This window comes from Streptosporangium heterodermiicola, from assembly GCF_051390675.1.
Taxonomy (GTDB): domain Bacteria; phylum Actinomycetota; class Actinomycetes; order Streptosporangiales; family Streptosporangiaceae; genus Streptosporangium.
This window is the reverse complement of sequence record NZ_JBPJSR010000007.1, coordinates 284,257-307,650: the sequence shown is the minus strand read 5'-3', so window position 1 is coordinate 307,650 and position 23,394 is coordinate 284,257. Positions and strand designations below refer to the sequence as shown.

Genomic DNA, 23,394 nt, shown 5'->3' with positions numbered 1-23,394 from the left:
CGCAGCGGCTTGTCCGGCCTTCCCCCCTCTGAGTGCCCGTGTGCGAACCGGTCCCCGAGCCCGCCCCGGGGTTCTCCGGCCCGACCTCGGCGCCGCGCCTGGGAGGGCGGCTCAGGAGGAGAGCGTCGCGGCCTCCTCGGCCTCGATCCGCTCGTTCCACTCGCGCTTGGAGGAGCGCCACGCCTCGTCGTCGCGGCCCAGGCGCCAGTAACCCGAGATGGAGAGTCTCGCCAGCGGGATCCCGCGCTCGGCGCGCAGGTGGCGCCTGAGGTCGCGGACGAAGCCCGCCTCGCCGTGGACGAAGGCGTGCACGTCGCCCTCGGGGAAGTCGAGCTCGCGGACCGCCCTGACCAGCGTCTCGCCGTACGGGGCGCTCCCGCGGTGCAGCCAGACGATCTTCGCGTCGCCGGGGGAGTCGATCTTCTGCTCCTCCTCGGGGCCCTCGACCTCGATGAAGGCCCAGGCCGGTGCCCCGGCGGGGAGGTTCTCCAGGGCGACGGCGATGGCGGGCAGCGCGCTCTCGTCCCCCGCGAACAGGTGCCAGTCGGCCTCGGGGTCGGGCGCGTACGCGCCGCCGGGGCCGAAGAAGTGGAGCTCGTCGCCCGGCCGGACCCGGGCGGCCCACGGCCCCGCGAGGCCGCTGTCGCCGTGGTGGACGAAGTCGATCGTCAGCTCGCGCGCGTCGGCGTCCCAGCGGCGGACGGTGTAGGTGCGGGTGGTGGGCCACTGCTCGCGGGGCAGGTCGCGGCGGATCGCCTCCATGTCGAACGGCTCCGGGTAGCTCACCCCGGCCGGGGCGAAGAGCAGCTTGACGTAGTGGTCGGTGAACTCGTCCGCGCGGAAACCGGCGAGACCGTCGCCGCCGAGCACCACCCGGATCATGTGGGGGGTGAGCCGCTCGACCCGCCGGACCAGGCCGCTCGTCACCTTCGGGGTGCGGCGCTCGGCTTTCTCGTCTGCCATGGGTCACTCCGTGGGGTCAAGGTTAGGTAAGCCTAACTCGTACCATACGTCATCGGAGCGAGGCGACGGCCTTCACCGCCTGGTCCACCTGCTCCGGGGTGGTGACGATACCGGTACCGAAGCGCAGGTAGACATCCTGGTACGGGGTCGCGCTGGTGATGATCCGGTGGTCCCGGCGGAGCCTGCCCACCGCGGTGGGGGCGTCCATGCCGTCGACCGCGCAGCAGACCAGCCCGGCCGAGAGCTCGGCGGAGACCGGGGTGACCAGCCGCACGTTGGGCAGGGCCGCGAGCCCCGCCTTGAGCCGGGTGGCCTGCTCGGTGATCCTGGCCGCCACCCGCTCCTTGCCGATCGCCCGGTGGAAGGCGAACGCCTCGCCCAGCGCCCAGCGGTGCTCGAAGCTGTGGTAGCCGCCGGGGGTGTGCAGGAGCCCGCCCGGGCCGTACGGCTCGTCGCCGGTGCCCGGGTCGACGGTCACGCCGGAGAAGCTCGCGATCACCGGCAGCAGCGCGCCCCAGGCCCGCCCCCTGCCCCAGAGGACGCCGGTGCCCCGGGGGCCGAACAGCCACTTGTGGGTGCCGCTGGCCAGGAAGTCGCAGCCCAGCTCCTCCACGTCGTCGGCCATCGCGCCGAAGCCGTGCACCCCGTCCACGCACAGCAGCGCCCGGTCCTCGGCGTCCCTGGAGCGGTTGGCCTCGGCGACCATGTCGGCGATCGCCCTGACCGGCATCCGCACCCCGGTGCCCGAGTGCACCCAGGTGATCGCGACCACCCGGGTCCTCGGGGTGAGCGCGGCCTTCAGCCGGGAGACGATCTCGTCGGCGGAGGCCTTGGCCGGGTCGTCGTACAGGCGGGCCCTGCGGACCTCGGCGCCGGTCCTGGCGGCGAGCAGCCGCAGGCTCTCGTGGGTGGCGAAGAAGTCGTGCTCGGTGGTGAGCACGTCCTGGCCGGGGAGCAGCCGCATGCCGCTGTAGAGCAGGCCCAGGCCCATCGTGGTGCTGTCGGTGAGGGCGACGTCGGGGGCGTCGGCGCCCAGGTAGGCGGCGGCGGCCTCGCGTACCGGCCCCTCCCTGTCCTCGCCGTGCAGGTAGGCGTCGGTGTCGGTGTCGAGGCCGCGCCGGTGCTCCTCGATCGCCCGCCGCACCTGGGCCGGGTGGGAGGCGAGGACGTAGGCGGCGAACTGCGCGTAGGAGGGGTCGAGCGGGAACTGGGCCCGCACCGACTCCCAGCTGGCGGGGTCGAACGGCGGAGCCTGCGACGCGGCGGGGGCGGTGGGGGAGGCGGGCCCGTCGCCGGGGGTGCACCCGGACAGCGCGGCTCCGGCTCCGGCCAGGAGTCCCGCCCCGAGCAGTCCTCGCCGCCCGACCCGAGGTCCGCGATCGTCCATTCCGTACCCCTTGCCGTCGTCTCGCCCCCTGTGCCCTTCCTACCGTGATCATGCGCGCCTGCCAAGGGGGACCGGGCCGGTACTCGAAATCTACAACGTAAAGGCGGTGGCGCCGGGACGGCGAAAAGGACCGTTCCTCGGGCGTGTGAGAGACCTCAGCGCTGCATGGCCGCCACCTGGCGGATCAGGTCGGCGACCCGGACGACGCCCATGCAGCGGCCGACCTCGTCGGTGACGACCAGGTCGTCGTAGACGCGCTCGGCGTCGCGGCCCGCGACCTGCATGGCCGCTATGGCGGGGGTGGTCTTGGGAACCGTGCGCGCGGGGTCGGCCAGCCGCCCGGCGGCCTTCTTGCCGTGCAGGGCGTGGCCGAAGCGCCCGGCGATCGAGAGCAGGAAGCGGCTGCGGTCGAGGCTGCCACGAGGACGCTGGTACTCGTCGACGAGGATCACGCTGGTGATGGACGGCTCGCTGCCGAAGGCGTCGATCACGGCCTCGGCGGTGGCCTCGTAGGGGAGGGTCACCGCGGGCAGCAGGAACTCGTGGACGCGGGGGCCGAGCAGGAGCCGCGAGGGTTCCTGCTCGACGACCGGGAGCGGCACGTGCACCCGTCCCGACGGGCCGGGGACCAGCAGCGGGCCCTGGGCCAGCCGCACCCCCCAGCCGCGGATCGCGGCGAGCTGGGCCTCGTCCCGCACGCCCGGGGCCAGCACGTGCGCGCCCGTTCCCCGCGCGAGCCGCGCCACGCCCTCGCCGATCGCGGCGCGGCGCGGGTCGCGGGGAACCTGGGCGATCAGGTCCGGTGAGATCACCACCAGGTACGGCGCCGCGTCGGCGATCAGGTCCAGCGGGACGTGCCCGGTGCCCAGGTCGCCGACCGCGACGAGGTAGCCGATGGCGCGCAGGCCCTCCAGCCCGGTGAGCAGCGAGCGGCGTTCGAACTGGCCGAAGTCGCCTCGTACGGTGAGGATCACCTCGCCGGGTCGCCGGCCCGAGGCGCGCAGGGCCTCGTGCAGCGGGGCGAGCGCGGCCGAGCCGCCGATCACCGCGGCCGTCGGCAGGGTGAGCACCAGGGGGAGCAGGACCTCGCTCGCGGCGACGTCGCGTACCGTCTGAGCGGTGGAGGAGATGTTCCCGCGGCCCTCGTCGTTCGCCTGGAAGGCGATGACGCCCCCGGTGTCGAGATCGACGACAGGCGTGACACCCACGCCCGCCGCGGAGACCTGCGAAACGGTATGCGCTCTGGTCGTCACATTCCGAGCATGGGGCATTCTCTACCGTCACAGAAGTAACGCAGTGTGATGTTCACCGATATTTCGCCATACGTTGGACTTGACCAGCGAGATCGTGTGTTCGGGGAGGTCAGCCGGTAGTGTCGCGTTCCATGACGTCGCGACCGGCCAAGGGGGGAGGCCGCTGGGTCTCCGTGGCGCCCGAGCGCCTGAACCGCTGGATCGACGGCTTCGTCGACCGGCACGGCCCGCCGGGCGTGACGGCCTCGGACTCCGTCGTACGCCTCGAAGGCGCGGACGGCGCGGTCGCCGAGTGCCAGGTGCCGTTCCCGCCGCTGACCTCCTCGGGCGGCGGCCCGATGGCGCGCCTCGTCACCCACGTGCGCACCGAGCGCAGGATCGGCGTGCTGCTGGTACGGCTGGGCGGCCACGCGGCGGGGATCTTCCAGGGCGAGGAGCTCCTCTCCTCCAAGGTGGGCTCGCGGCAGGTCCACGGGCGCAGCGCGGCGGGCGGCTGGTCGCAGCGGCGCTTCGCCCGGCGCAGGGAGAAGCAGGTGGACCAGGCGCACGAGGCCGCGGCCGAGGTGGCGCTGCGCGTCCTCGGCCCGCACGTGGGCGAGCTGGAGGCGGTCGTGCTGGGCGGCGACCGGCGCGCGGTCGACGCGCTGCGGCCCGACCGCAGGCTCGCGCCGGTCTTCGCGCTGGAGACCGAGCCCTTCCTGACGGTCCCCGATCCGCGGCTGGTGGTCCTCAAGGACACCCCCGCCCAGTTCCGCGCGGTCCGCATCAGGGTGAGCGACCCCGGTTGAGCGGACAGGGCCTGAGCGGGCGGGGTCCGGGTGGACGCGGTCCGGATGGGCGGGCTCGGGCGAGGGGACTCGGGTGAGGAAGCCGGGGCCAGGGGGCTGAGGCGAGGGGACTCGGGCGAGGGGCTCGTCAAATCGTGGAGAAGCCGCCCGGTGTCGCGCCGTACACTGATCGGTATGCGCACTCCCGATTGACCGTCGTCCCGATGAAGGCGAGACGGCCGAGCCGAGAGCCGGGAGACACAGGGCGCGGCGGGTTCGGCCTCAGTGAAGTGAGCCTGTGTATTTCCTGCTGGGAGTGTTCTCCAACCATGATCGTAGCTTCTGACATCGAACTGCGGGCCGGGGCCCGGTTGCTCATCGAGGGTGCGTCCTTCCGGGTGAACCCCGGCGACAAGATCGGGCTCGTCGGCCGTAACGGGGCCGGGAAGACCACGCTGACCCGCGTGCTCGCGGGGGAGGGGTCGGCCGCCTCGGGCACGGTCTCCATCAGCGGCGAGGTCGGCTACCTGCCGCAGGACCCGCGCACCGGCGACCTGCACGTGCTCGCCCGCGACCGCATCCTGTCGGCCCGCGGGCTCGACCAGGTGCTGCGCGAGCTGCGCGAGGCCGAGGCGGGCATGTCCTCGGCCGACGACCGCACCAGGGACCGCGCGGTCCGCGCCTACGGGCGCCTGGAGGACCGGCTGCACGTCCTGGGCGGGTACGCCGCCGAGTCGGAGGCCGCCTCCATCGCCTCCAGCCTCGGGCTGCCCGACCGGGTGCTCGGCCAGCCGCTGGAGACCCTCTCCGGAGGGCAGCGCAGGCGGGTTGAGCTGGCCAGGATCCTCTTCAGCGGGGCGGAGACTCTCCTCCTTGACGAGCCGACAAACCACCTAGATGCGGACTCAATCGGGTGGCTTCGTGATTTTTTACGATCTCACCAGGGCGGCTTGATCATTATTAGCCACGACGTCTCGCTTCTTGAAGCGACGGTAAACCGCGTCCTGCACCTCGACGCCAACCGTGCGGTGATCGACACCTACAACGTCGGCTGGAAGTCCTACCTGGCTCAGCGGGAGACCGACGAGAAGCGCAGGAGGCGTGAGCGCGCCAACGCCGAGAAGCAGGCCTCGGCCCTGATGTCGCAGGCCGACAAGATGCGCGCCAAGGCCACCAAGGCCAAGGCCGCGCAGGACATGCAGCGCCGCGCCGAGCGCCTGCTGTCCGGCCTGGAGGTGGAGCGGCGCGGTGACAAGGTCGCCAAGCTGCGCTTCCCCCAGCCCGCCCCGTGCGGGCGCACCCCGATCATGGCGGAGGGGCTGTCGAAGTCGTACGGATCGCTGGAGGTCTTCACCGACGTCGACGCCGCCGTCGACAGGGGGAGCAGGGTCGTCATCCTGGGCCTGAACGGTGCCGGGAAGACCACTCTGCTGCGGATTCTCGGCGGCATCGAGGAGCCCGACACCGGCGCGGTCAAGCCGGGACACGGGCTCAAGCTCGGCTACTACGCGCAGGAGCACGAGACGATCGACCCCGGGCGCACCGTGCTGGAGAACATGCGCTCGGCCGGGGGAGAGCTGCCCGACGTGGAGCTGCGCAAGGTCCTGGGCTCGTTCCTGTTCACCGGCGACGACGTGGACAAGCCCGCGGGGGTGCTGTCGGGCGGGGAGAAGACGCGGCTCGCGCTGGCCACGCTGGTGCTGTCGGCGGCCAACGTCCTGCTCCTGGACGAGCCCACGAACAACCTCGATCCGGCGAGCAGAGAGCAGGTTCTTTCGGCGCTAACGTCCTATTCTGGGGCGATTGTGCTCGTCACGCATGATGAGGGGGCTGTAGAGGCGCTACGACCCGATAGGGTGATCTTGCTGCCTGACGGAGTTGAAGACGCGTGGAGCGACGAATTTTCCGATCTTGTGGCACTTGCCTGATCTTAATTTGAGCGGGTACGGATCTTTTCCCGTGGAGTAGGTAGCCGATCTCGCTGAAATGACTGATCATGGCGTGTGTAACGCTGCGGAAGTCTGGCACTACAGGAGGTACTCGTGGCCGAGACTCTGAAGAAGGGCACCCGGGTTACCGGGGCCGATCGTGAAAAACTGGCCTCCGATCTCAAGAAGCGCTACAGCGCGGGTGAAAGCATCCGTGCCCTGGCCGCTTCGACCGGCAGGTCGTACGGGTTCATCCACCGCATCCTGAGCGAGTCCGGTGTGACTCTGCGCGGGCGCGGTGGCGCCACCCGAGGCAAGTCCAAGCGCTGACCCCGCCTCGGAACGCGCGACCGCAGCCGCTCGTCCCCCACGCTGAGACCGTCCCCGCCCGGACCTGTAGAACCTCATTCTGGAGAGTCGATAGGCTCGGGCGAGGCGGACACCGAGGGTGGGAGAACAGCGATGGCGGAAGTGGCGTTCGGGGGGAGTGCGGAGGAGATCTCTCTCAAGGAGGTCGGTCTGCGCTATGAGGTGGACGGCGAGATCGCGACGATCACGCTGGACCGTCCGGAGAAGCGGAACGCTCAGACGTTCGCCACCTGGTCGGCTCTGGCTCATATCGGTGACGGCCTGCCGCAGCAGGTGAGGGTCGTCGTGATCAGAGGTGAGGGGCCGTCCTTCTCGGCGGGGATCGATCTGAGGATGTTCACCCCGGAGGGGGTTCCGGGGCAGGGGTCGTTCGCGTCCTCCGCGACACTCGACGAGGCGGATTTCGCCGCGCGGGTGGCGCGGGCCCAGCGGGGTTTTCTCTGGCTGAGGCGTCCCGACATCGTCTCCGTGGCCGCCGTTCAGGGCCACGCGGTCGGCGCGGGGTTCCAACTGGCGCTCGCCTGTGACCTGCGGGTCCTGGCGGACGACGCCAAACTGTGCATGAAGGAGCCTGCCCTCGGGCTGGTTCCCGACCTGACCGGCACCAAGCCGCTGGTCGACCTGGTGGGCCTGTCCAGGGCCGTCGAGATCTGCTTGACCGCCCGCGTCGTGGGGGCGCAGGAGGCGGCGCGGATCGGCCTGGCCGAGCTGGTCGTCGCGCCGGAGGAGCTGACGCAGGCCGTGCGCGACCTGACCGACGCGCTGCTGGCGACCAACCGCGACGCCGCGACGGCGACCAAGCGGCTGCTTCAGGGTGCTTCGGGGCGCACGCTGGAGGAGCAGAGCGCGGCCGAGGCACGCGAGCAGGCGGGGCGCGTCAAGGCGCTCTTCGGGTAGGCCGTCCCGCTCGCGGTCCGCGATCCGCGAAGGGCCGGGTTCGTGAGCGACGGAGGATCGCGTTCGTGATCCGCGGAGGGCCGGGGTCGTGATCTGCGGAGGGTTGTGTCCGCCGTTCACGGAAGGCCGAGGTCGTGATCCACGGAGGATCGCGTTCGTGATCCGCGGAGGGCCGGGGTCGTGATTCGCGGAGGGCCGTCACGCGGCCCGTCCAGGTGGCACTCCGGTGCTGTTCGCCCGGAGCTGACAGGGGAATGATCGTGCCTCTCCCGGTGCTCGCATCGGGAGAGGAGGCCGTATGGCGATGATGGGCGGAGGGCTCGGCCCCCAGGCGATGGTGTCGTTCCGGCGTGACAGGTCGGTGACCAAGCAGCGGCTCGCGCCGGGCACGGTAAGACGCATCGCCCGCTACGCGCGGCCGTTCTCGCGGCACATCGCCGCCTTCCTCGCGCTGGTCGTGGTGAGCTCGGTCGTCGTGATCGCCAACCCGCTGCTGATGAAGGCGATCATCGACGACGGCGTCATCGCCAAGCGGCAGGGAGTGGTGATCGCCCTCGCGCTGGTCATCGCGGGGCTGGCCGTCGTCGACGGGGCGCTCACCCTGACCCAGCGCTGGTTCTCCTCGCGGATCGGCGAGGGTCTCATCTACAACCTGCGCACCGAGGTCTTCGACCACGTCCAGCGCATGCCGGTGGCCTTCTTCACCCGCACCCAGACCGGCGCCCTGATCTCCCGGCTCAACACCGACGTCATCGGCGCCCAGCGCGCCCTGACCAGCACCCTGTCGTCGGTCGTGGCCAACGTGGTCATGCTGGTGCTGGTCCTCGGCGCGATGCTGGTGCTCTCGTGGCAGATCACCGTTGTCGCCCTCGTGCTGTTGCCGATCTTCATCTTCCCCGCGAAGTGGGTCGGCAGGAAGATGTCCGGGCTCACCCGCGAGCAGATGGAGCTCGACGCCGAGATGAGCACCATGATGACCGAGCGGTTCAACGTCGCCGGGGCCATGGTCGCCAAGCTGTACGGCCGCCCTGCCGACGAGACCGCCGCCTTCGGCGACAAGGCGGGGCGGGTGCGCGACGTCGGCGTCACCGTCGGCATGTACGGGACGGTCTTCCGCGTCGCGCTCGGCCTGGTCGCGGCGCTGGCAACCGCCCTGGTGTACGGCGTGGGCGGCGTGCTGGCCGTCTCCGACGTCTTCGAGCTCGGCACCCTGGTGGCCCTCGCCGCCCTCCTGATGCGCCTGTACGGCCCCCTGACGAGCCTGTCGAACGTGCACGTGGACGTGATGACCGCGCTGGTGAGCTTCGACCGGGTCTTCGAGGTCCTCGACCTGCGGCCGATGATCGCCGAGAGGCCCGACGCCAGGCCCCTCCCCGGCGGGCCGGCCTCCGTGGAGTTCGAGGACGTCCGGTTCAGATACCCGTCGGCCTCGGAGGTTTCGCTGGCCTCGCTGGAGGCGGTGGCCCGCCCCGACACCGGGCCCGGCCACGAGGTGCTGCGCGGCGTGACCTTCACCGCCCGCCCCGGCGAGATGGTCGCCCTGGTCGGCCCCTCGGGCGCGGGGAAGACCACCATCACCGGCCTGGTCTCCCGGCTCTACGACGTCGGCGAGGGCGCGGTCCGCGTCAACGGCCTGGACGTGCGTGACGCCACCCTCGCCTCCCTGCGCGACACCGTGGGGGTCGTCACGCAGGACGCCCACCTGTTCCACGACACCATCGGTGCCAACCTCCGCTACGCCAGGCCGGGGGCGGCCGACGAGGAGATCTGGGACGCCCTGCGGGCCGCCCAGATCTCCGACCTGGTCCTGGACCTCCCCGAGGGCCTGGAGACCGTGGTGGGCGATCGGGGCCACCGGCTGTCCGGCGGCGAGAAGCAGCGGCTGGCCCTGGCGAGGCTGCTGCTCAAGGCGCCCCGGGTGGTCGTCCTCGACGAGGCCACCGCGCACCTCGACTCCGAGTCCGAGGCCGCCGTCCAGCAGGCGCTGAAGATCGCGCTGGCCGGGCGCACCTCGCTGGTGATCGCCCACCGGCTCTCCACGATCCGCGAGGCCGACCAGATCCTGGTGGTCCAGGACGGCCGGGTGGTCGAGCGGGGCCGCCACGAGGAGCTGCTGGCCAGGGGAGAGGTCTACGCCGAGCTCTACCGGACCCAGTTCAGTCAGACCTCCTGACCCCTGCCGGTCCCCGCACCGGATGTCCCGGCGGCGCGCCCAAGAGTGGATCTTCCGGTACCAATGGTGTTAGATCATGGGGACGTGGAAGACCGGCTGAAACGCGATGACCTGACCGACGACGAGTGGGGGCGGCTGGCGCCGTCGCTGCCCGCTCACGCCCGGCGGGGAAACCGGTGGGCCGATCACCGCACGATCATCGACGGGGTGTTCTTCCGCACCAGGACCGGCTGCCCCTGGCGCAAGCTGCCGGAGACGTACGGCAACTGGAAGACCGTCTACAACCGGCACCGCCGCTGGTCGGCGGACGGCACCTGGGAGACGATCCTGGACACGCTGCGGAGCGGCGAGGATCCGGCTCCCGGGGCGGCCCCTCCGGGGGACATCCGGCCCGGCGCGACGTTCGAGGTCCCGAACTGGTGACCGCGCCGCGTCCGCCCGGCTCCCGCCGTGTCGGCGGCCGGGCCCGCGTGGACCGGCTCCGGGGATAGGCGGCGGCCGCCGCGTGCTCCCGAGGCGAAGCGCCAGGCTCCCGCCGTGTCGGCGTCAGGACGACGCGGGCCGGGGTAAGAGTGACGCGGACCGGCGTCAGGACGGCGACGCGTAGCCCAGGCGGGTGAGTTCCTCGCGGGCGACCTTGGCCACCAGCTCGGCGTCCTGCCCGCGCAGGCGGGTGCGCCAGACGCCGACCTTGGGCACGCTCCGGCCCAGCAGGGCGATCTTGGGGACCCGCGTCTCCAGGAAGCCGGAGAGCCCGTCCAGGGCCTCGGCGGGGGAGGAGACCAGGTCCTCGTAGCGCAGGGTCAGCAGTTGCTCGCGGGGCAGCTCCTGGTGGAGCGAGGCCGACAGCCGCACCGCGCTGCGCCAGCGCAGCGCGCACTTGCCCGCCGTCGGCATCGCCTTCCAGCGCTCGCGGTGCTCGCCGGAGTTGACGCCGAGGAACGGGTTGGGGAACTCCGTCTCGTCGCTGAGCATGGCCCGCTTGAACCACGTCACGGAGTCGGGGTCGGCCAGCATGTCGGCGGCCACGTCGCGGCCGTCCCTGATGAGCTGGACGAAGCGGGCGTCGGGGAAGGCCTGCAGCAGCACCGAGGCGCTGTAGAGCAGGTCGGGGCTGGCGTCGCCGAAGCGGGTCACGGAGCCCGAGGCCACGCAGGGCCCCGCCCCGGTCACTCCGCCCGCCTCGCGGCAGGGGGCCGGGCACTCCTCGCAGGCGCCGGGGATTATCTGCCAGGACTCGGCCATGGCGTCGCGGAGCACGCGGGTCGCGCCCATGCCGCGTCCGGCGATCGAGGGCCGCCGGGCGAAGGCGTAGACGACGTGCGCCACCGCCGCCCGCCCCATGGTGACGTGGAATCCGGGGGAGCGTTTCAGGGCGCGGGCCAGCAGATCCGCGCCGGAGTGCGGGGCGGCGAGCACGAACACCGGCCTGCGGACCTTGATGCCGTTGACCACCAGGATGTGGGGCGGAGGTCGCATATGAAAGCCCAGTGTGGCACCGTTTGCGGAGTGAACGAACCGGCCACCGCGATACGGGTCCCGCCTCCGCCGCGTCCGGGCGACACGGTGGCGGTGGTCGCCCCCTCCGGACCTCCCGATTCCGAGCGGCTGGCGCGCGGAATCCGCGTCCTGGAAGGGCTCGGGCTGAAGGTCGTCGTCGGCGCCCACGTCCTCGGCAGGGATCGCTACCTGGCGGGCCCGGACGCCGGCCGCGCGGCCGATCTGCGGGACGCCTGGTGCGACCCCGCGGTGAGCGCGGTGTTCTGCGCCCGGGGCGGCTACGGCGCCACCCGCCTCCTCGGCCATCTCGGCCGTCCCGACTGGGACGCCATGCGGGCCGCCGGCCCCAAGGCGCTGGTCGGCTCCAGCGACGTCACCGCCCTGCACAGCGCGTTCGCCGTGGAGCTGGGCGTCGCCTCCTGGTTCGGGCCGATGCCGGCCTGCTCCACGATCAGCGATCCCGAGGGGCCCGAGCCGCGCACCTTCGAGAACCTCACGGCCGCCCTCGCCGGGGCCCCGCCGACGATCACCGGCGACCGGGTGATCGTTCCCGGTGAGGTCACCGCGCCGGTCACCGGCGGTAACCTCACCCTGCTGGCCGCGCTCTGCGGCACGCCGTACGCGCTGTCGGCGCGCGGCAGGATCGTCCTGCTGGAGGACGTCACCGAGGCCCCGTACCGGATCGACAGGATGCTCACCCAGCTGCTGCAGGCCGGGGCGCTCGACGGGGCGGCCGGGTTCGTGCTGGGGTCCTGGGTCGGCTGCGGCGACCCGTACCCGGTGCTGGAGGAGCTGCTCGCGCCGCTCGGTGTACCAGTGATCGCCGGGCTTCCGATAGGGCATGGAAAGCCACAGTTTTCTGTATTGCTCGGGGCACTTGGTGCTATTGATGCAAAATCGTGCTCTCTGGCCTACTCAACAGGGGGCGCCGACAAGGCACGCTAGGTGCGAACCTAGGAGGAAACCGGCAGAGGGGGCGCACGCGTGAGATTGTTCCGGCGGCACCGTGACCGGCGGACCGAGACGCCGCCGCGTCCGGTCGAAGAGGTCGATCTGGACTCCCTGCTCGCCCTGGTCGCGGACAATCTCGGCTACACCTGCGCGTTCGATCCCGGCGGCGGGGCCCTGACGCTCACCGGCCCGCGCCGGGTCGTGGTGCGGCTCACCGGGCTGCGCGCCGAGGCGCTCCGGCGCTCCCGCGAGGACTGGCCCATGCTCGTCTCCGAGCACCTGTCCCACACCCTGGCCACGGCGGACGAGCCGTTCGACGCCTGCGAGCTGGAGCAGGTACGCCCGATGCTGCGGACCCGCATCCAGCTCGACGACGACCTCGACCCGGCCCGCGTGGTCGGGCGCCACCTCACCGCCGACCTGGTCGAGGTGCTCACCATCGGCGACGCCGCCTCCGGGCGGCCGGTCCGCCCCGAGGAGGTCGGCTGCTGGCCGATCACCGCGGGCCAGGCGCTCGACCTCGCCCTGGAGAACACCCACCGGGAGGAGCGGCTCTCGGTCACCGAGGGTGACCTCGGCGGTGTGGCGGTCCGCAGGCTGACCGGCCCCACCGAGGGCGCCGCCGCCCATCTGCGCAGGCTGGGCGACTACCTGCCGGTCCCCTCCGACGGGGTCCTCGTCGCCCTGCCCGACCCGGCGACGCTGATCGTCCACCCGGTCGAGGGCATCGGCGTGGTCCGCGCGATCGAGCGGCTGCGGCTGTTCGCCCAGCGGGAGTTCGACAGGCGCGCCGGCGCCCTCAGCCCGCAGGTCTACTGGTGGCACGGCGGGCGTCTCTCCCTGATCAGGGCCGACCTGGTCAGCCAGGACGGGCAGACCCGGCTGGTGGTCGCGCCCCCGCCGGACTTCGCCCGGGTCCTCGCCGCCCTCGCCGTCCGCCCCGACGGCGCCACCGGCGGCTGACGACCCGCCACGCGCGAGGCCTTTCCCGTACGGCGGAATCGTGGGCGGTGGAGACGGCACCGGCGCGGACGCGAGATGATGGGACGTTCCCGCGCCCGTCCCGGCCGCCGACGCTCCGGGGCCCGGATCGGTACCGGCGCTCCAGCCCGCGCCCCGGCCGTGGCCGCCGGCCGCCGGACGCGGGACGATGGGGCCCGATGTACGAGGAGTGGACATGGCGCAGTGGTGCCTCGGTGTCGATCTGGGGACGAGCTTCTCCGCCGGGGTGATGGCGGCGGACGGGCGCTTCGACGTCCTGGAGGTCGAGGGGGAGCGGCGCATCCCCTCCGCCGTCATGCTGGACGAGCGGGGGACGCTCGTCGCGGGCAGGGTCGCCCAGCGGGGCATCGCGATCAGCCCCGAGCGCGTCGAGCGCAACCCCAAGCGCTACGTCGGCCGGGGCCGGATGCTGCTCGGCGGCGTCCCGGTGGACGTGGCCGACGCCCTGGCGGCGCTGCTGGAGCTGTTCGTCAGCGAGGGGCGGCGGCGGTTCGACGGCGCCGACCCCGACTGCATCGCGCTGACCCACCCGGTGGCCTGGGGCGCCGACCGCAAGGCGGTGCTGCTCGCGGCGGCGCGGAAGGTCGTCAGCGGCGTGCGGATCGCGCTCATCGACGAGCCGGTGGCCTCGGCCCGCTACTTCGCGTCCGCGGGGCGGGCGACCGGCGGTGGATCGCGGCTCGCCGTCTACGACCTCGGCGGCGGCACGTTCGACGCGGCCGTGCTCACCGTGGACGGCGGCGACTTCGCGGTCGTCGGCGAGCCGGGGGGCAGCGACGAGATCGGCGGCGAGGGGTTCGACGAGCAGGTCTTCGCCTTCCTCGGCGCCCAGATCGAGCGGCTCGACGCCGACTGGTGGCTGCAGGTGACGACCAACCCCGAGCGCCGCTACGTCAGCTACGCCGCCGACCTGCTCAAGATGGCCAGGGAGGCGAAGGAGACGCTGTCGAAGTTCGACACCTCCTCCCACTACGTGGTCGGCATCAACGAGGACGTGCACATCACCAGGGCCGACCTGGAGGGCCTCATCGGCGAGGAGATCGTCAGGACCGTCGACATCCTCGACGAGACGATCCGCGGCGCGGGGGTCGGGTCGGACGAGCTGGCCGCGGTCTTCATGACCGGCGGGCCCAGCAGGATGCCGCTGGTCCAGAAGGCCGTGCGCGAGCGCTTCGGCGAGCGGGTCAGGACCTACGACGACCCGAAGATCGTGGTCGCGTACGGCGCCGCGCAGCTGGCCTGGAAGCTCAAGGTCGAGCACCGCGAGCCCGGGGGACCCGGTCCCGCCACCGGCGGCCACCCGGTGCCCACCGGCGCTCCGGGCACCGGGCAGGTCTCCGGCATGGGGCAGCGGCCCTTCACCGGCCCTTCCGGCGCTCCCGGCACCGGGCAGGTCTCCGGCACGGGGCAGCGGGCCTTCACCGGCTCCCCGGCGGACTCCCCGGCCGTGGGCCACCGTCCTCCCGGCGCGTCGATTCCCGCCCCACGGGCCTTCACCGGCCCGGCCGGCGGCGCCACCGGGGACCACCGGGTGCTCACCGGTCCCGAGGACGGCGCCACCGGCGGTCACCGGGCCCCCACCGGCCCACCAGGGGCGCCCGGGGGTGCCGGAGGAGGCGCGGCGGGCGGGCCGGTGGTCCAGGGGATCGAGAAGGTCGCGGACGCCGTGCTGGAGGCGCGAGCCGAGGCGGGCCGGGTCTTCGTCCACCAGGCCTTCGACAACGGCCACTTTTTGCGCAGGCTCGACGGGATCGGGGGCCGCCACGACCGGGAGCTCCGCTTCGGCAGGCTCGTGGAGTGGGCCGCGTCCGGCGAGGGCGTCGTGGCCGTGGAGCAGGTGGGGCCCGCGCAGGTGCTGGTCCGCACCCTCACCCCCGACCTGGCGATCCGCGCCACCCACCCGCTGCAGACGTGGGGCGACCCGACCGTGATCGCCCACGGTCGTGCGGCGTGGGTCTTCTTCCAGTCCCGGCAGGCCGTCCCGGTCGACACCTCGATGGGCCTGCCCTGGGGGGAGACCGGCCAGCTGGCCATGATCGAGCTCGACCTGGCCGGGACCTTCGCCTTCCAGGCTCCCCAGCCGCGCGAGCTGGGCCCGTACGCCCAGTGGTTCCTCAACGAGGACAACAGGCTGCGCCGGCTGTTCGACCAGGAGGCCCCCAGCGGCACCGAGCCGTCGCCCTCGGTGGGCGCGCCGGGCTGCACCGTGGTGCTCGGGCAGTTCACCAGCAACAAGCCGATGTTCCAGAACCGGCACCAGGACTTCAGGCCGTGGCAGGTGCTGTGCCTGGTCGACCCCGGCGGCGTCGTGCGCCCGACGGTGCGCGAGCCGGGGCGGAGCTGGCTGCACCAGGTGGTCCTGCACCAGGGCAGGTGGTTCACCTCCGGCTCGGCGGGGCTGGAGGCCGACACCGCGGACGGCAGGACGAGGCTGGTCATGCCGCGTCCCCGGGGCGGCGCGCTGCGCTGGTTCCCGGCCGGCGGCCAGATCTACGCGGTCGGCGTCGACCAGGTGAGCCCGGCGAGGGGCTGGTCGGTCGGGATCTTCGACCGGCGTTCCCAGACGCTGGAGTTCCTGATGGGCAAGCAGTCGGCGGCGCTGGCCGGGCACCTCACCTCACGGCACCGCTGGGAGCGTCCCAGGTTCGTCGCCGACGGCGACTCGATGTGGATGACGATGCGGGACGCGGGACGCAGCAGGCTGCTGCACGTCACCCCGGGCGGGGCGCGGGAGGTGCACCGCACGCCGGGGACGTTCGAGCCGGTCGCCAGGGTTCCCACGGGCCTGCTCTGCCTGCACCGCCCCGACGACGCCACCGGCGGCGCCCGCGACCAGCCCGCCACCCTGGTGCACCTGCCGCTCTGACCGTTCGGGCCGTCTAGGTCCCTGCCGGGGAAGGCGGGGCCCGAACGGCCTGGACGGGTGTGTCACGCCTCCGTCCCGGCCCCCGGTTCCCCGGCGGCGAGCGGCGACGACCGCGCGGCCGGTCATCGCGGGCGCGTCACATCCGGCCGTCATACCCGGTCAGGGCGTCGCGGCGGGCACCGGTCGTTCCGCGCCCAGGGCCGCGACCGCGGTGGCGAGTTCCCGGCGGAGTTCCTGGCCGCGCGTGGTGAGGGTGGCGATCGCGGCGATGCGGTCCTCGCCCGACTTGCGTGCCTTGAGACGGTCGGCGGCCGAGCGGGCGGAGGCGGACCTCAGCTCGGCCCGCCTGGTCTCCAGCTCCCTGCGGCGGCGGGCCAGGCTCTCGTCCGCGGTCTGCTCGACGCCCACCCGCCAGGTCGCCACCATCCGCTCCAGGTCGAGCGTCATCTCCCTGGCGACCACCGAGAACTGGTCGCGCAGCGCCCCCCTGATCGCCGCCTGGCTGCGCTGCACCTTCTCCATCGAGCGGCGTCCCATGAAGATGGCCGCCCCGATGGCCGGGGCGACCAGGATGAAGCCCACCGGGCCGAGCAGGGCCGTGGCGAAGCCGCCCAGGGAGAGCCCGATCGAGGCCGAGGGCAGCACGTCCCTGATCAGGTCCACGCTGCCCGGGTCGTCCGCGGCCAGGTCGCCCTTGACCTGGACCTGCGTCAGGCTGGGCATCGCGCGGCCGTCGGTGGCGAGGTCGACCGGGTCGAGGCCGAGGTCGCGGGCGAAGGCGTCCAGCGTGGTCCTGGCCAGCCTCTCCACGTCGTACACGATCTGCGACCACGCCGCCTCCAGGGAGCGCTGCACGCTCTCCGGCAGCTCCGCCATGTACTGGTCGATCTGGGCCTGCTTCTTCAGCGTGGCGATCGTGTTCTCGTACGGCTGGCGGATCTCCGACACCCGCGCCGCGACGATGCCCGCCACCTCGCGCCCGAGGAAGGTGTTGGCCACCGCGCCCGCCCTGCGGCGTCCCGCCAGCTCGGTGAGCTCCGCCAGCCCGGCGTCCACCTCGGCGAGCCTGGCGGTGACGTCGCCCTCGTCGTCGGAGCCCACGGCGACGTCGTCCTTCGCGCCGGTCGCGAGCGATCCCAGCACCGACAGCGCGGCGGCGACCACCGTGGCGCCCCGCGCGGAATCCCTGCCCTCGGCGAAGCCGCGCAGGTGCCGCTCCAGCGCGTCCATGCCGCTGCGCGCCCGCAGGCTGTCGGCGCGTTCCGTACGCCCCTCGCGGCGCTTCGCCTCGGCGGCCTCGGCGAGCTTGGCGCTCACCGGGATCCACGGCGCCTCCAGGAGCGGGGCCAGCGTCGCCGCCCTGCCGGGACTCGCCGCGATCGCCTCGGTGACGAAGGTCCTCAGCCTGGCCTTGTTCTCCTCCTGAAGGGCGCGCCAGTTGGCCGAGTCCTCCACCTTCGTCAGGACGAACGCGATCGCCTGGACCCGCTCGGCGGCCTCGGCGAGGAACTCCAGCTCGTGCCTGAGCACCGGCTGGTCCTGCGCGCTGAGCGTGAACAGCAGCGCGTCGGCCCGCTGCAGCATGGCCACCGTCACCTGCCGGTGGCCCACCGTCAGGCTGTCCACGCCGGGGGTGTCGAGCAGCCGCAGGCCGTCGAGCAGCGGGTTGTCGAGGGTGATGTCCACGCTGACGACGTCGCGGCGCTTGCCCGCGTCGCCGCGCATCGAGGCGTAGTCGGGGATCGACTCGACGGTGATCGGCGTCTGGACCGGCCCCGCGTCGGTGCTGCGGTGCACGACGGCGGCGAGCCGGGGGCCGCGCCGCAGCGACAGGAAGCAGTTGGTGGCGACGTCGGCGTCGACGGGGAGCAGGTCGGGGTGGGCCACCAGCGTGTTGAGCAGCCGGCTCTTGCCGCGCTTCTGCGCCCCGGCGACCACGATGTCGGTGCACTCGTCCTTCCAGCGGCCCGCGCACGCGGCCAGCACCTCCGCGAGGTCCTTCCTGCCGCACTGCCCGGCCAGCGCGTGGACCTCGTTGGCGTAGCGCAGCAGCCTGGCCACGGGGCCGGTCGGGTCGGGGGTCGTCATGTCCTTTTCTCCTGTCGGGGATGGTTCAGGGGCTTGGGCCCGCGCCGTCTCAGGCGCTGTAGTGCGCCCAGATGGTCTCGTACGCCTCGCACAGCGTCTCGGCCGCCCGCCGCTGCCGCAGGGAGAGCGGCCGGTGGGTGAGGGTGCGGAACCGGGCGCCCAGGGCGGCGGCGTAGCCCGCGACCTCGGCGCGCGGGGCCCCGGGCGGCGCCCCGAGCTGGGTGGCCAGTTCGGCGCCCGCCAGCAGGAGCTCCAGCGCCCGCCGGTCGTCGGCGGGGACCATGGGAGAGGCCCGCAGCGCCTCGATCGCGGCGGGGTCCACCCGGACCGGGGGGAGCGCCTCGCCGCCCCCGGCACCCGCCGAGGGCGCCCGCCCGCCCTGTGCGGTCCCGTGCGCAGCCTTCTCCAGGGCCGCCTTCTCCAGCTCCACCTCGTCCAGCGCCGCCGAGACGAGGTCCTCCAGGACGGTCAGCACGTCCCTGGCGCGGTGCCCGCCGGTCCTGCCCTCGCTCATCATGGCGAGGGTGCGCCAGCGCATCGACGCCGCCGTGGCCGCGGCGGCGACCTCCGCGGGCGCGGCCCCCGGGGGCAGGCCGAGCTGCTCGGCGGGCTCGTCGTGGCGGGCCAGGCGCAGCAGCTCCGCGGTCATCTCCTCGTTCAGCACGAGCGTGCCGCGGCCGAGCGCCTCGGCGGCCGTGAAGATCCGCAGGCCGCCCAGGGAGGTCGCGATCGGCCGGTTCTCGTCGAGCTGGGCCGCGAGCGCGTCCAGGGTGGCGCGGTCGGCGCCCAGCGCGGGCGTGCGGGCGATCGCGCGCAGCCGGGTCAGCGCGTCGAGCGCCTTCAGCTGGTCGGCGCGGCGGGCGAAGTGGGCGATGCCCGCGGCCACCGAGCCGGTCGCGGCCCGGCCCGCCGAGGAGTACCCGGAACGCTCCAGCAGGTGGGCGGCGAGCGCCCCGGGGTCGGCGGTCCCGGTCGCGCGCACCGCGTCCACCGCGCTGGTGATGCCGTAGCGGTGCAGCCGCTCCACCAGCCGGTGCCGCACCTCGGCCGGTACGGGCAGCTCGGGCGCCGTGCGGAAGTCGTCCAGGTCCAGGAGGTAGTCCTCCAGGTCGTCCTCGTCGAGCCCGGCCAGCGCCGCCAGGGCGGCCGCGTCCTCGGTGTCCAGCGGGCGGGCCCGCGCGGTCTCGGCGAGCAGGCCGATCACCGGGACCACGTCGAAGACGGAGGTGCGCAGGTCCGCGTACCCCTTGGCGGCGAGCCGCCTGGCGGTCGGCCACGGGTCGCCCTCGTCGCCGCGCCGGTCGACCTGGCCGAGCACGGCGAGGGTGTTGACGCAGCTCATGCCGCAGGCGTCGGTCAGCCCGCGGAACTCGGCGAGGGTGGTGTCGTCGAACTTCTGGACGTAGCGCAGCACGTAGATCATCGCCTGCGCGCGGTCGTCCTCGTCGCCCGAGCCGAACAGCATGCTCCTGGCCGCCCGCTCGTTGGCGACCGTCACCGTGTTCATGCCGGGGGTGTCGACGATGGTGATCGTGCGCAGCGACGGCAGGTCCAGCGTGACCCGCAGGCGCCGGATCCGTGCCACGTCGACGCCGAACTCGGCGGGGAGCCGGTGTCCCGGCAGCAGCCGGGAGTGGGCCGTCCCGCCGTCGGTGAGCTCGACCGTGATGTGGCCGTCGTCCTCGCCGTACTCATATTGGGTGACCACGAAGGTGCACTCGCCCGCGTCCACCGGGGCGACGGGCAGCCCGAGCAGCGCGTTGACCAGCGTCGACTTGCCGCTGCTCACCGCGCCCGCCACCGCGACCCGCAGCGGCGCGTCGAGCCCGGCGCGCACCTGCCGCACCCGCTCGCGCAGCTCCGCGCCGGAGAGCCTGGCCGCGATGGTGTCGCACAGGCCGCGCAGCAGGTCGGCGGGCCCGGCGTTCACGCGTCACCGCCCCGGCCGCCCGGGGTGTTCTCGCGGGCGGGTACGAGGGTCCGGCCGTCCGGCGGAGGCGTCTGAGCGGGCATGTCCGGGATCTCCTCCTCGGTGGGTACGGGAGTTCGGTGAAAGCGGGGAGGGAGGCGTCTCAGTGTCCGGTGCCCGGGTCCGGTGACCCGTGGCGGTAGACGACGACCTGCGGCACGCGGATCACGCGCTCGCCGTCGGCGTACCCCCGCCTGACGGTCTCGGCGACGATGTCGTGCAGCTCGGGGCGCCCGGCCGCCTCGGTGCCCGCCGCCTCGTGCAGGCGCGGGTCGAAGCGCTCGCCGTCGGCGACGAGCTCCCGGACGCCCGCCCGGTTCAGCGCCTCCAGCAGCGTCCCGGCCAGCCGGGGGTGCCGCTCGGCGAGCTGGTCGCGGTAGCCGACGCAGGCCGTCACCAGGGCCTCGCGCCCCGGGTGGCCCCCGGCGAGGAGCCGTTCCACCTGCTGGGTGAGCGCGGCGCTGATCCCGCTCCCCGCGACCTCGGCCAGCGCCCCGGCCAGCGGGTCCGCCGACGGATTCGCCGACGGATCGGCCGGTGGACCCGCCGGCGGGGCGGGGTGACCCGCGCCGGGCCGCCCCGGTGCCGGTACCGCCCCGCCCGAGGGGAACGGCGGCATCGGGGGCGGTGCGGGAGCCGCCTGCCAGGTGCCGGGCAGGGGCGCCCGGGGTGCGGCGCGGGGGTCGCGGCGCCGCAGGTACAGGCCCGCGGCCACCACGGCGACCACGACCAGGACGCCCGCCGCCACCGCGAGCACCAGGGGCAGGGGGAGGAACCCGAACGGTGTTCCCACCGTCCCCACCGTGCCGGACCCCGCCTCCCCCGGACGCAGGGAGCGCACGCCGCCGTCCCGCAGGGGTGCCGGCGGCGCGCCGGCCGCCTCCCCTCCGAATCCGGGCACCGCGCCGCAGCCGGTCAGCGCCGGCCAGGCCAGAAACAGGGAAAGGAACGCGCGTCGGTCCCTCATCGCAGGCCTTCCTCGTCGGCCGCCCGTGTGACCCGGATCCGGGTCCCCCCTCGGTGAGATCACACGGGCTCGTGCCGGTCTCGCTGGTTCAAACGGTTCTAACGGTTCAGGCGGTCGAGACGGCTAGACGGTCGGGAACGGGCCCGAGGTCTCGGTGTAGTCGGCGACCCCGTCGCCGTTCAGGTCGACGCGCGTCTCGTCGATGTAGCCGTCGCCGTCGTGGTCGAGGTAGACGACGTCGGTGACGCCGTCGCCGTCGGTGTCGTAGCGCTCCTCGTCGGCGAGGCCGTCGCCGTCGATGTCGATCAGCTGGGCGTCGGTGCCTCCGTCGCCGTCGTAGTCGACCAGGTCAGTGGTGCTCACATCGAAATCGCTCATTGGTCCGATCCTTTCCGGTGGTGTTACATCGGATGAGAGTCACGATCGCACCGGATTGTTGCAGCCGAATCCCAGATTTCTTAGCGAATTTCGGAAAAGTCATCCCGCTCTCACGACTTGTCCGAATCAAAAGGGATAAAGCGGTACAGAACCCCCTGGATGTCGCCGGTTCAGCTGAGCGCGCGGGCGGTGTGGATCAGCGGAACGTGGCTGAACGCCTGCGGGAAGTTGCCGACCATCCGGCCGTAGCGGGGGTCGTACTCCTCGGCGAGCAGGCCGACGTCGTTGCGGAGCGACAGCAGGCGCTCGAACAGCTCGACGGCCTCGTCCTTGCGGCCGATCATCGCCAGCGCCTCGGCGAGCCAGAAGCTGCACGCCAGGAACGCGCCCTCGCCGCCGGGCAGGCCGTCCACGTCGTTGTCGGGGGAGACCGGGTAGCGCAGCACGAAGCCCTCGACCATCAGCTCGCGCTGGATCGCCTCCACCGTCCCGACCACGCGGGGGTCCTCCGGCGGCAGGAAGCCGACGATCGGGATCAGCAGCAGGGCCGCGTCCAGCTCCCGCGAGCCGTACGACTGCGTGAAGGTGCCGCGCACCGGGTCGAAGCCCTTGTCGCAGATCTCGGCGTGGATGCGGTCGCGCAGGTCCCGCCAGCGCGTCAGCGGGGCGGCCTTGCCGAAGGCCTCCACCTGCTTGACGGCCCTGTCGACGGCGACCCAGCACATCACCTTGGAGTGCACGAAGTGCCGGCGCGGGCCGCGGACCTCCCACAGGCCCTCGTCGGGGTCGCCCCAGTGCGCCTCGACGTAGGAGATCAGCTCGAACTGCAGGGTCCACGCCCGGTGGTCGGCCTCAAGACCGGAGACGCGCGACAGGTGCAGGGAGTTCATGACCTCGCCGTAGACGTCCAGCTGCAGCTGGTCGACCGCGCCGTTGCCGATCCTGACCGGCCGGGAGTTCTCGTAGCCGGGCAGCCAGTCGAGCTCCAGCTCCGTCAGCCTGCGCTCCCCGGCGACGCCGTACATGATCTGCAGGTCCTGGGCGCGGCCCGCGATGGCCCGCAGCAGCCAGGACCGCCACGCGCCCGCCTCCTCCAGGTATCCGGCGCCGATCAGGGCGTCCAGGGTCATGGTGGCGTCGCGCAGCCAGCAGTAGCGGTAGTCCCAGTTTCTGACGCCGCCGAGGTCCTCGGGCAGCGAGGTGGTCGGGGCGGCGACGATGCCGCCGGTGGGGGCGTACGTGAGCGCCTTGAGGGTGATGAGCGAGCGGACCACGGCGTCGCGCCACGGCCCCTGGTAGGTGCACTGCTCCACCCATTCGGCCCACAGCGCGTCGGTCTCGGCGAGCTGCTCGTACGGGTCGATCTCGACCGGCTTGGGCTCGTGCGAGGGGTGCCAGGTGAAGACGAACGCCATGCTGTCGCCCTCGGACACCTCGAACCTCGCCCGGTGGGCGTAGTCGCTGCCCTCCAGCGGGACGGGGGAGTGCAGCCACACGGAGTCGGGCCCGCCGACGGCCTGCAGCAGGCCGTCGCTGCGGCGCACCCAGGGCACGATGCGGCCGTAGTCGAAGCGGATGCGGATCTCGGTGGCCATCTCCACCGTGCCGGACACGCCCTCCACGATCCTCACCAGGTCGGGGTTGGTGTGCCGGGTGGGCATGAAGTCGGTCACCCGCACCGTGCCGGTCGGGGTGTCCCACTCGCTCTCCAGGACGAGGGTCTCGCCCCGGTAGCGGCGCCGGGTGGCGTGCGGACGCTCGGCGTGCGCGGGGCCGATCCACCACTGGCCGTTCTTCTTGTCGCCGAGCAGCGCCCCGAAGCAGGAGGGCGAGTCGAAACGCGGCAGGCAGAGCCAGTCGATGGAGCCGTTACGGCCGACCAGGGCCGCCGACTGCATGTCGCCGATGAGAGCGTAGTCCTCGATCCACATGCCTC

Annotated in this window: 18 protein-coding genes; 9 read left to right on the top strand and 9 right to left on the bottom strand. The window is 73.0% G+C overall.

The window, feature by feature from the left end:
• Positions 1 to 111: 111 nt before the first annotated feature.
• The 3 genes from ACSC1Q_RS18060 to ACSC1Q_RS18050 all read right to left on the bottom strand — a co-directional run bounded on the left by ACSC1Q_RS18060 (position 112) and on the right by ACSC1Q_RS18050 (position 3,603).
• Positions 112 to 963, bottom strand: a complete 852-nt coding sequence (locus tag ACSC1Q_RS18060) for a siderophore-interacting protein (RefSeq protein WP_436759863.1) — start codon at positions 961 to 963, stop codon at positions 112 to 114.
• Between the two features lie 49 nt (positions 964 to 1,012).
• Positions 1,013 to 2,350 (bottom strand): aminotransferase class V-fold PLP-dependent enzyme, encoded by a 1,338-nt coding sequence (locus tag ACSC1Q_RS18055; RefSeq protein WP_436759862.1) that lies wholly within the window; start codon positions 2,348 to 2,350, stop codon positions 1,013 to 1,015.
• 155 nt (positions 2,351 to 2,505) lie between these two features.
• Complete coding sequence (locus ACSC1Q_RS18050; RefSeq protein WP_436759861.1) at positions 2,506 to 3,603, bottom strand: EAL domain-containing protein; 1,098 nt, start codon at positions 3,601 to 3,603, stop codon at positions 2,506 to 2,508.
• A 131-nt stretch (positions 3,604 to 3,734) separates the two neighbouring features.
• Between ACSC1Q_RS18050 and ACSC1Q_RS18045 the strand changes: the two genes are divergently transcribed.
• The 6 genes from ACSC1Q_RS18045 to ACSC1Q_RS18020 all read left to right on the top strand — a co-directional run bounded on the left by ACSC1Q_RS18045 (position 3,735) and on the right by ACSC1Q_RS18020 (position 10,160).
• A complete protein-coding gene (locus tag ACSC1Q_RS18045; protein ID WP_436759860.1) occupies positions 3,735 to 4,391 on the top strand; it encodes an acVLRF1 family peptidyl-tRNA hydrolase in 657 nt (218 codons plus the stop codon).
• Between the two features lie 308 nt (positions 4,392 to 4,699).
• On the top strand, positions 4,700 to 6,298 hold the full coding sequence (locus tag ACSC1Q_RS18040; protein ID WP_436759859.1) for an ABC-F family ATP-binding cassette domain-containing protein: 1,599 nt from the start codon (positions 4,700 to 4,702) through the stop codon (positions 6,296 to 6,298).
• Positions 6,299 to 6,412: 114 nt separating this feature from the next.
• Positions 6,413 to 6,628 carry a helix-turn-helix domain-containing protein gene (locus tag ACSC1Q_RS18035; RefSeq protein ID WP_030904785.1) on the top strand — a complete coding sequence of 72 codons (216 nt, stop codon included), beginning with the start codon at positions 6,413 to 6,415 and terminating at the stop codon, positions 6,626 to 6,628.
• A 132-nt stretch (positions 6,629 to 6,760) separates the two neighbouring features.
• Positions 6,761 to 7,564 (top strand): enoyl-CoA hydratase/isomerase family protein, encoded by an 804-nt coding sequence (locus tag ACSC1Q_RS18030; protein ID WP_436759858.1) that lies wholly within the window; start codon positions 6,761 to 6,763, stop codon positions 7,562 to 7,564.
• Positions 7,565 to 7,862: 298 nt separating this feature from the next.
• Complete coding sequence (locus tag ACSC1Q_RS18025; RefSeq protein ID WP_436759857.1) at positions 7,863 to 9,737, top strand: ABC transporter ATP-binding protein; 1,875 nt, start codon at positions 7,863 to 7,865, stop codon at positions 9,735 to 9,737.
• An 84-nt stretch (positions 9,738 to 9,821) separates the two neighbouring features.
• Positions 9,822 to 10,160: a transposase gene (locus ACSC1Q_RS18020; RefSeq protein WP_436759856.1), complete on the top strand. Its 339-nt coding sequence runs from the start codon at positions 9,822 to 9,824 to the stop codon at positions 10,158 to 10,160.
• Positions 10,161 to 10,325: 165 nt separating this feature from the next.
• Here the strand turns inward: ACSC1Q_RS18020 and ACSC1Q_RS18015 are convergent, their stop codons facing one another.
• Positions 10,326 to 11,216, bottom strand: coding sequence for a sulfotransferase family protein (locus ACSC1Q_RS18015; RefSeq protein ID WP_436759855.1), 891 nt, complete (start codon positions 11,214 to 11,216; stop codon positions 10,326 to 10,328).
• Positions 11,217 to 11,246: 30 nt separating this feature from the next.
• Between ACSC1Q_RS18015 and ACSC1Q_RS18010 the strand changes: the two genes are divergently transcribed.
• The 3 genes from ACSC1Q_RS18010 (at position 11,247) to ACSC1Q_RS18000 (ending at position 16,056) form a co-directional block, all read left to right on the top strand.
• Positions 11,247 to 12,182 (top strand): S66 peptidase family protein, encoded by a 936-nt coding sequence (locus ACSC1Q_RS18010; protein WP_436759854.1) that lies wholly within the window; start codon positions 11,247 to 11,249, stop codon positions 12,180 to 12,182.
• A 39-nt stretch (positions 12,183 to 12,221) separates the two neighbouring features.
• A complete protein-coding gene (locus ACSC1Q_RS18005) occupies positions 12,222 to 13,151 on the top strand; it encodes a hypothetical protein (protein ID WP_436759853.1) in 930 nt (309 codons plus the stop codon).
• Positions 13,152 to 13,365: 214 nt separating this feature from the next.
• The gene (locus ACSC1Q_RS18000) at positions 13,366 to 16,056 is read left to right on the top strand and encodes an Hsp70 family protein (RefSeq protein WP_436759852.1); all 2,691 of its coding nucleotides are present in this window, start codon (positions 13,366 to 13,368) and stop codon (positions 16,054 to 16,056) included.
• A 159-nt stretch (positions 16,057 to 16,215) separates the two neighbouring features.
• On the opposite strand, the gene ACSC1Q_RS17995 is transcribed toward ACSC1Q_RS18000, so the two are convergent.
• The 5 genes from ACSC1Q_RS17995 to ACSC1Q_RS17975 form a co-directional block, all read right to left on the bottom strand.
• Positions 16,216 to 18,144 carry a dynamin family protein gene (locus tag ACSC1Q_RS17995; RefSeq protein ID WP_436759851.1) on the bottom strand — a complete coding sequence of 643 codons (1,929 nt, stop codon included), beginning with the start codon at positions 18,142 to 18,144 and terminating at the stop codon, positions 16,216 to 16,218.
• Between the two features lie 49 nt (positions 18,145 to 18,193).
• Positions 18,194 to 20,074, bottom strand: a complete 1,881-nt coding sequence (locus tag ACSC1Q_RS17990; RefSeq protein WP_436759850.1) for a dynamin family protein — start codon at positions 20,072 to 20,074, stop codon at positions 18,194 to 18,196.
• Positions 20,075 to 20,216: 142 nt separating this feature from the next.
• Positions 20,217 to 21,080 carry a nucleotide exchange factor GrpE gene (locus ACSC1Q_RS17985; RefSeq protein ID WP_436759849.1) on the bottom strand — a complete coding sequence of 288 codons (864 nt, stop codon included), beginning with the start codon at positions 21,078 to 21,080 and terminating at the stop codon, positions 20,217 to 20,219.
• A 123-nt stretch (positions 21,081 to 21,203) separates the two neighbouring features.
• Positions 21,204 to 21,458: a hypothetical protein gene (locus ACSC1Q_RS17980; RefSeq protein ID WP_350967871.1), complete on the bottom strand. Its 255-nt coding sequence runs from the start codon at positions 21,456 to 21,458 to the stop codon at positions 21,204 to 21,206.
• Positions 21,459 to 21,628: 170 nt separating this feature from the next.
• Complete coding sequence (locus ACSC1Q_RS17975; protein ID WP_436759848.1) at positions 21,629 to 23,389, bottom strand: glycoside hydrolase family 15 protein; 1,761 nt, start codon at positions 23,387 to 23,389, stop codon at positions 21,629 to 21,631.
• Positions 23,390 to 23,394 lie beyond the last annotated feature (5 nt).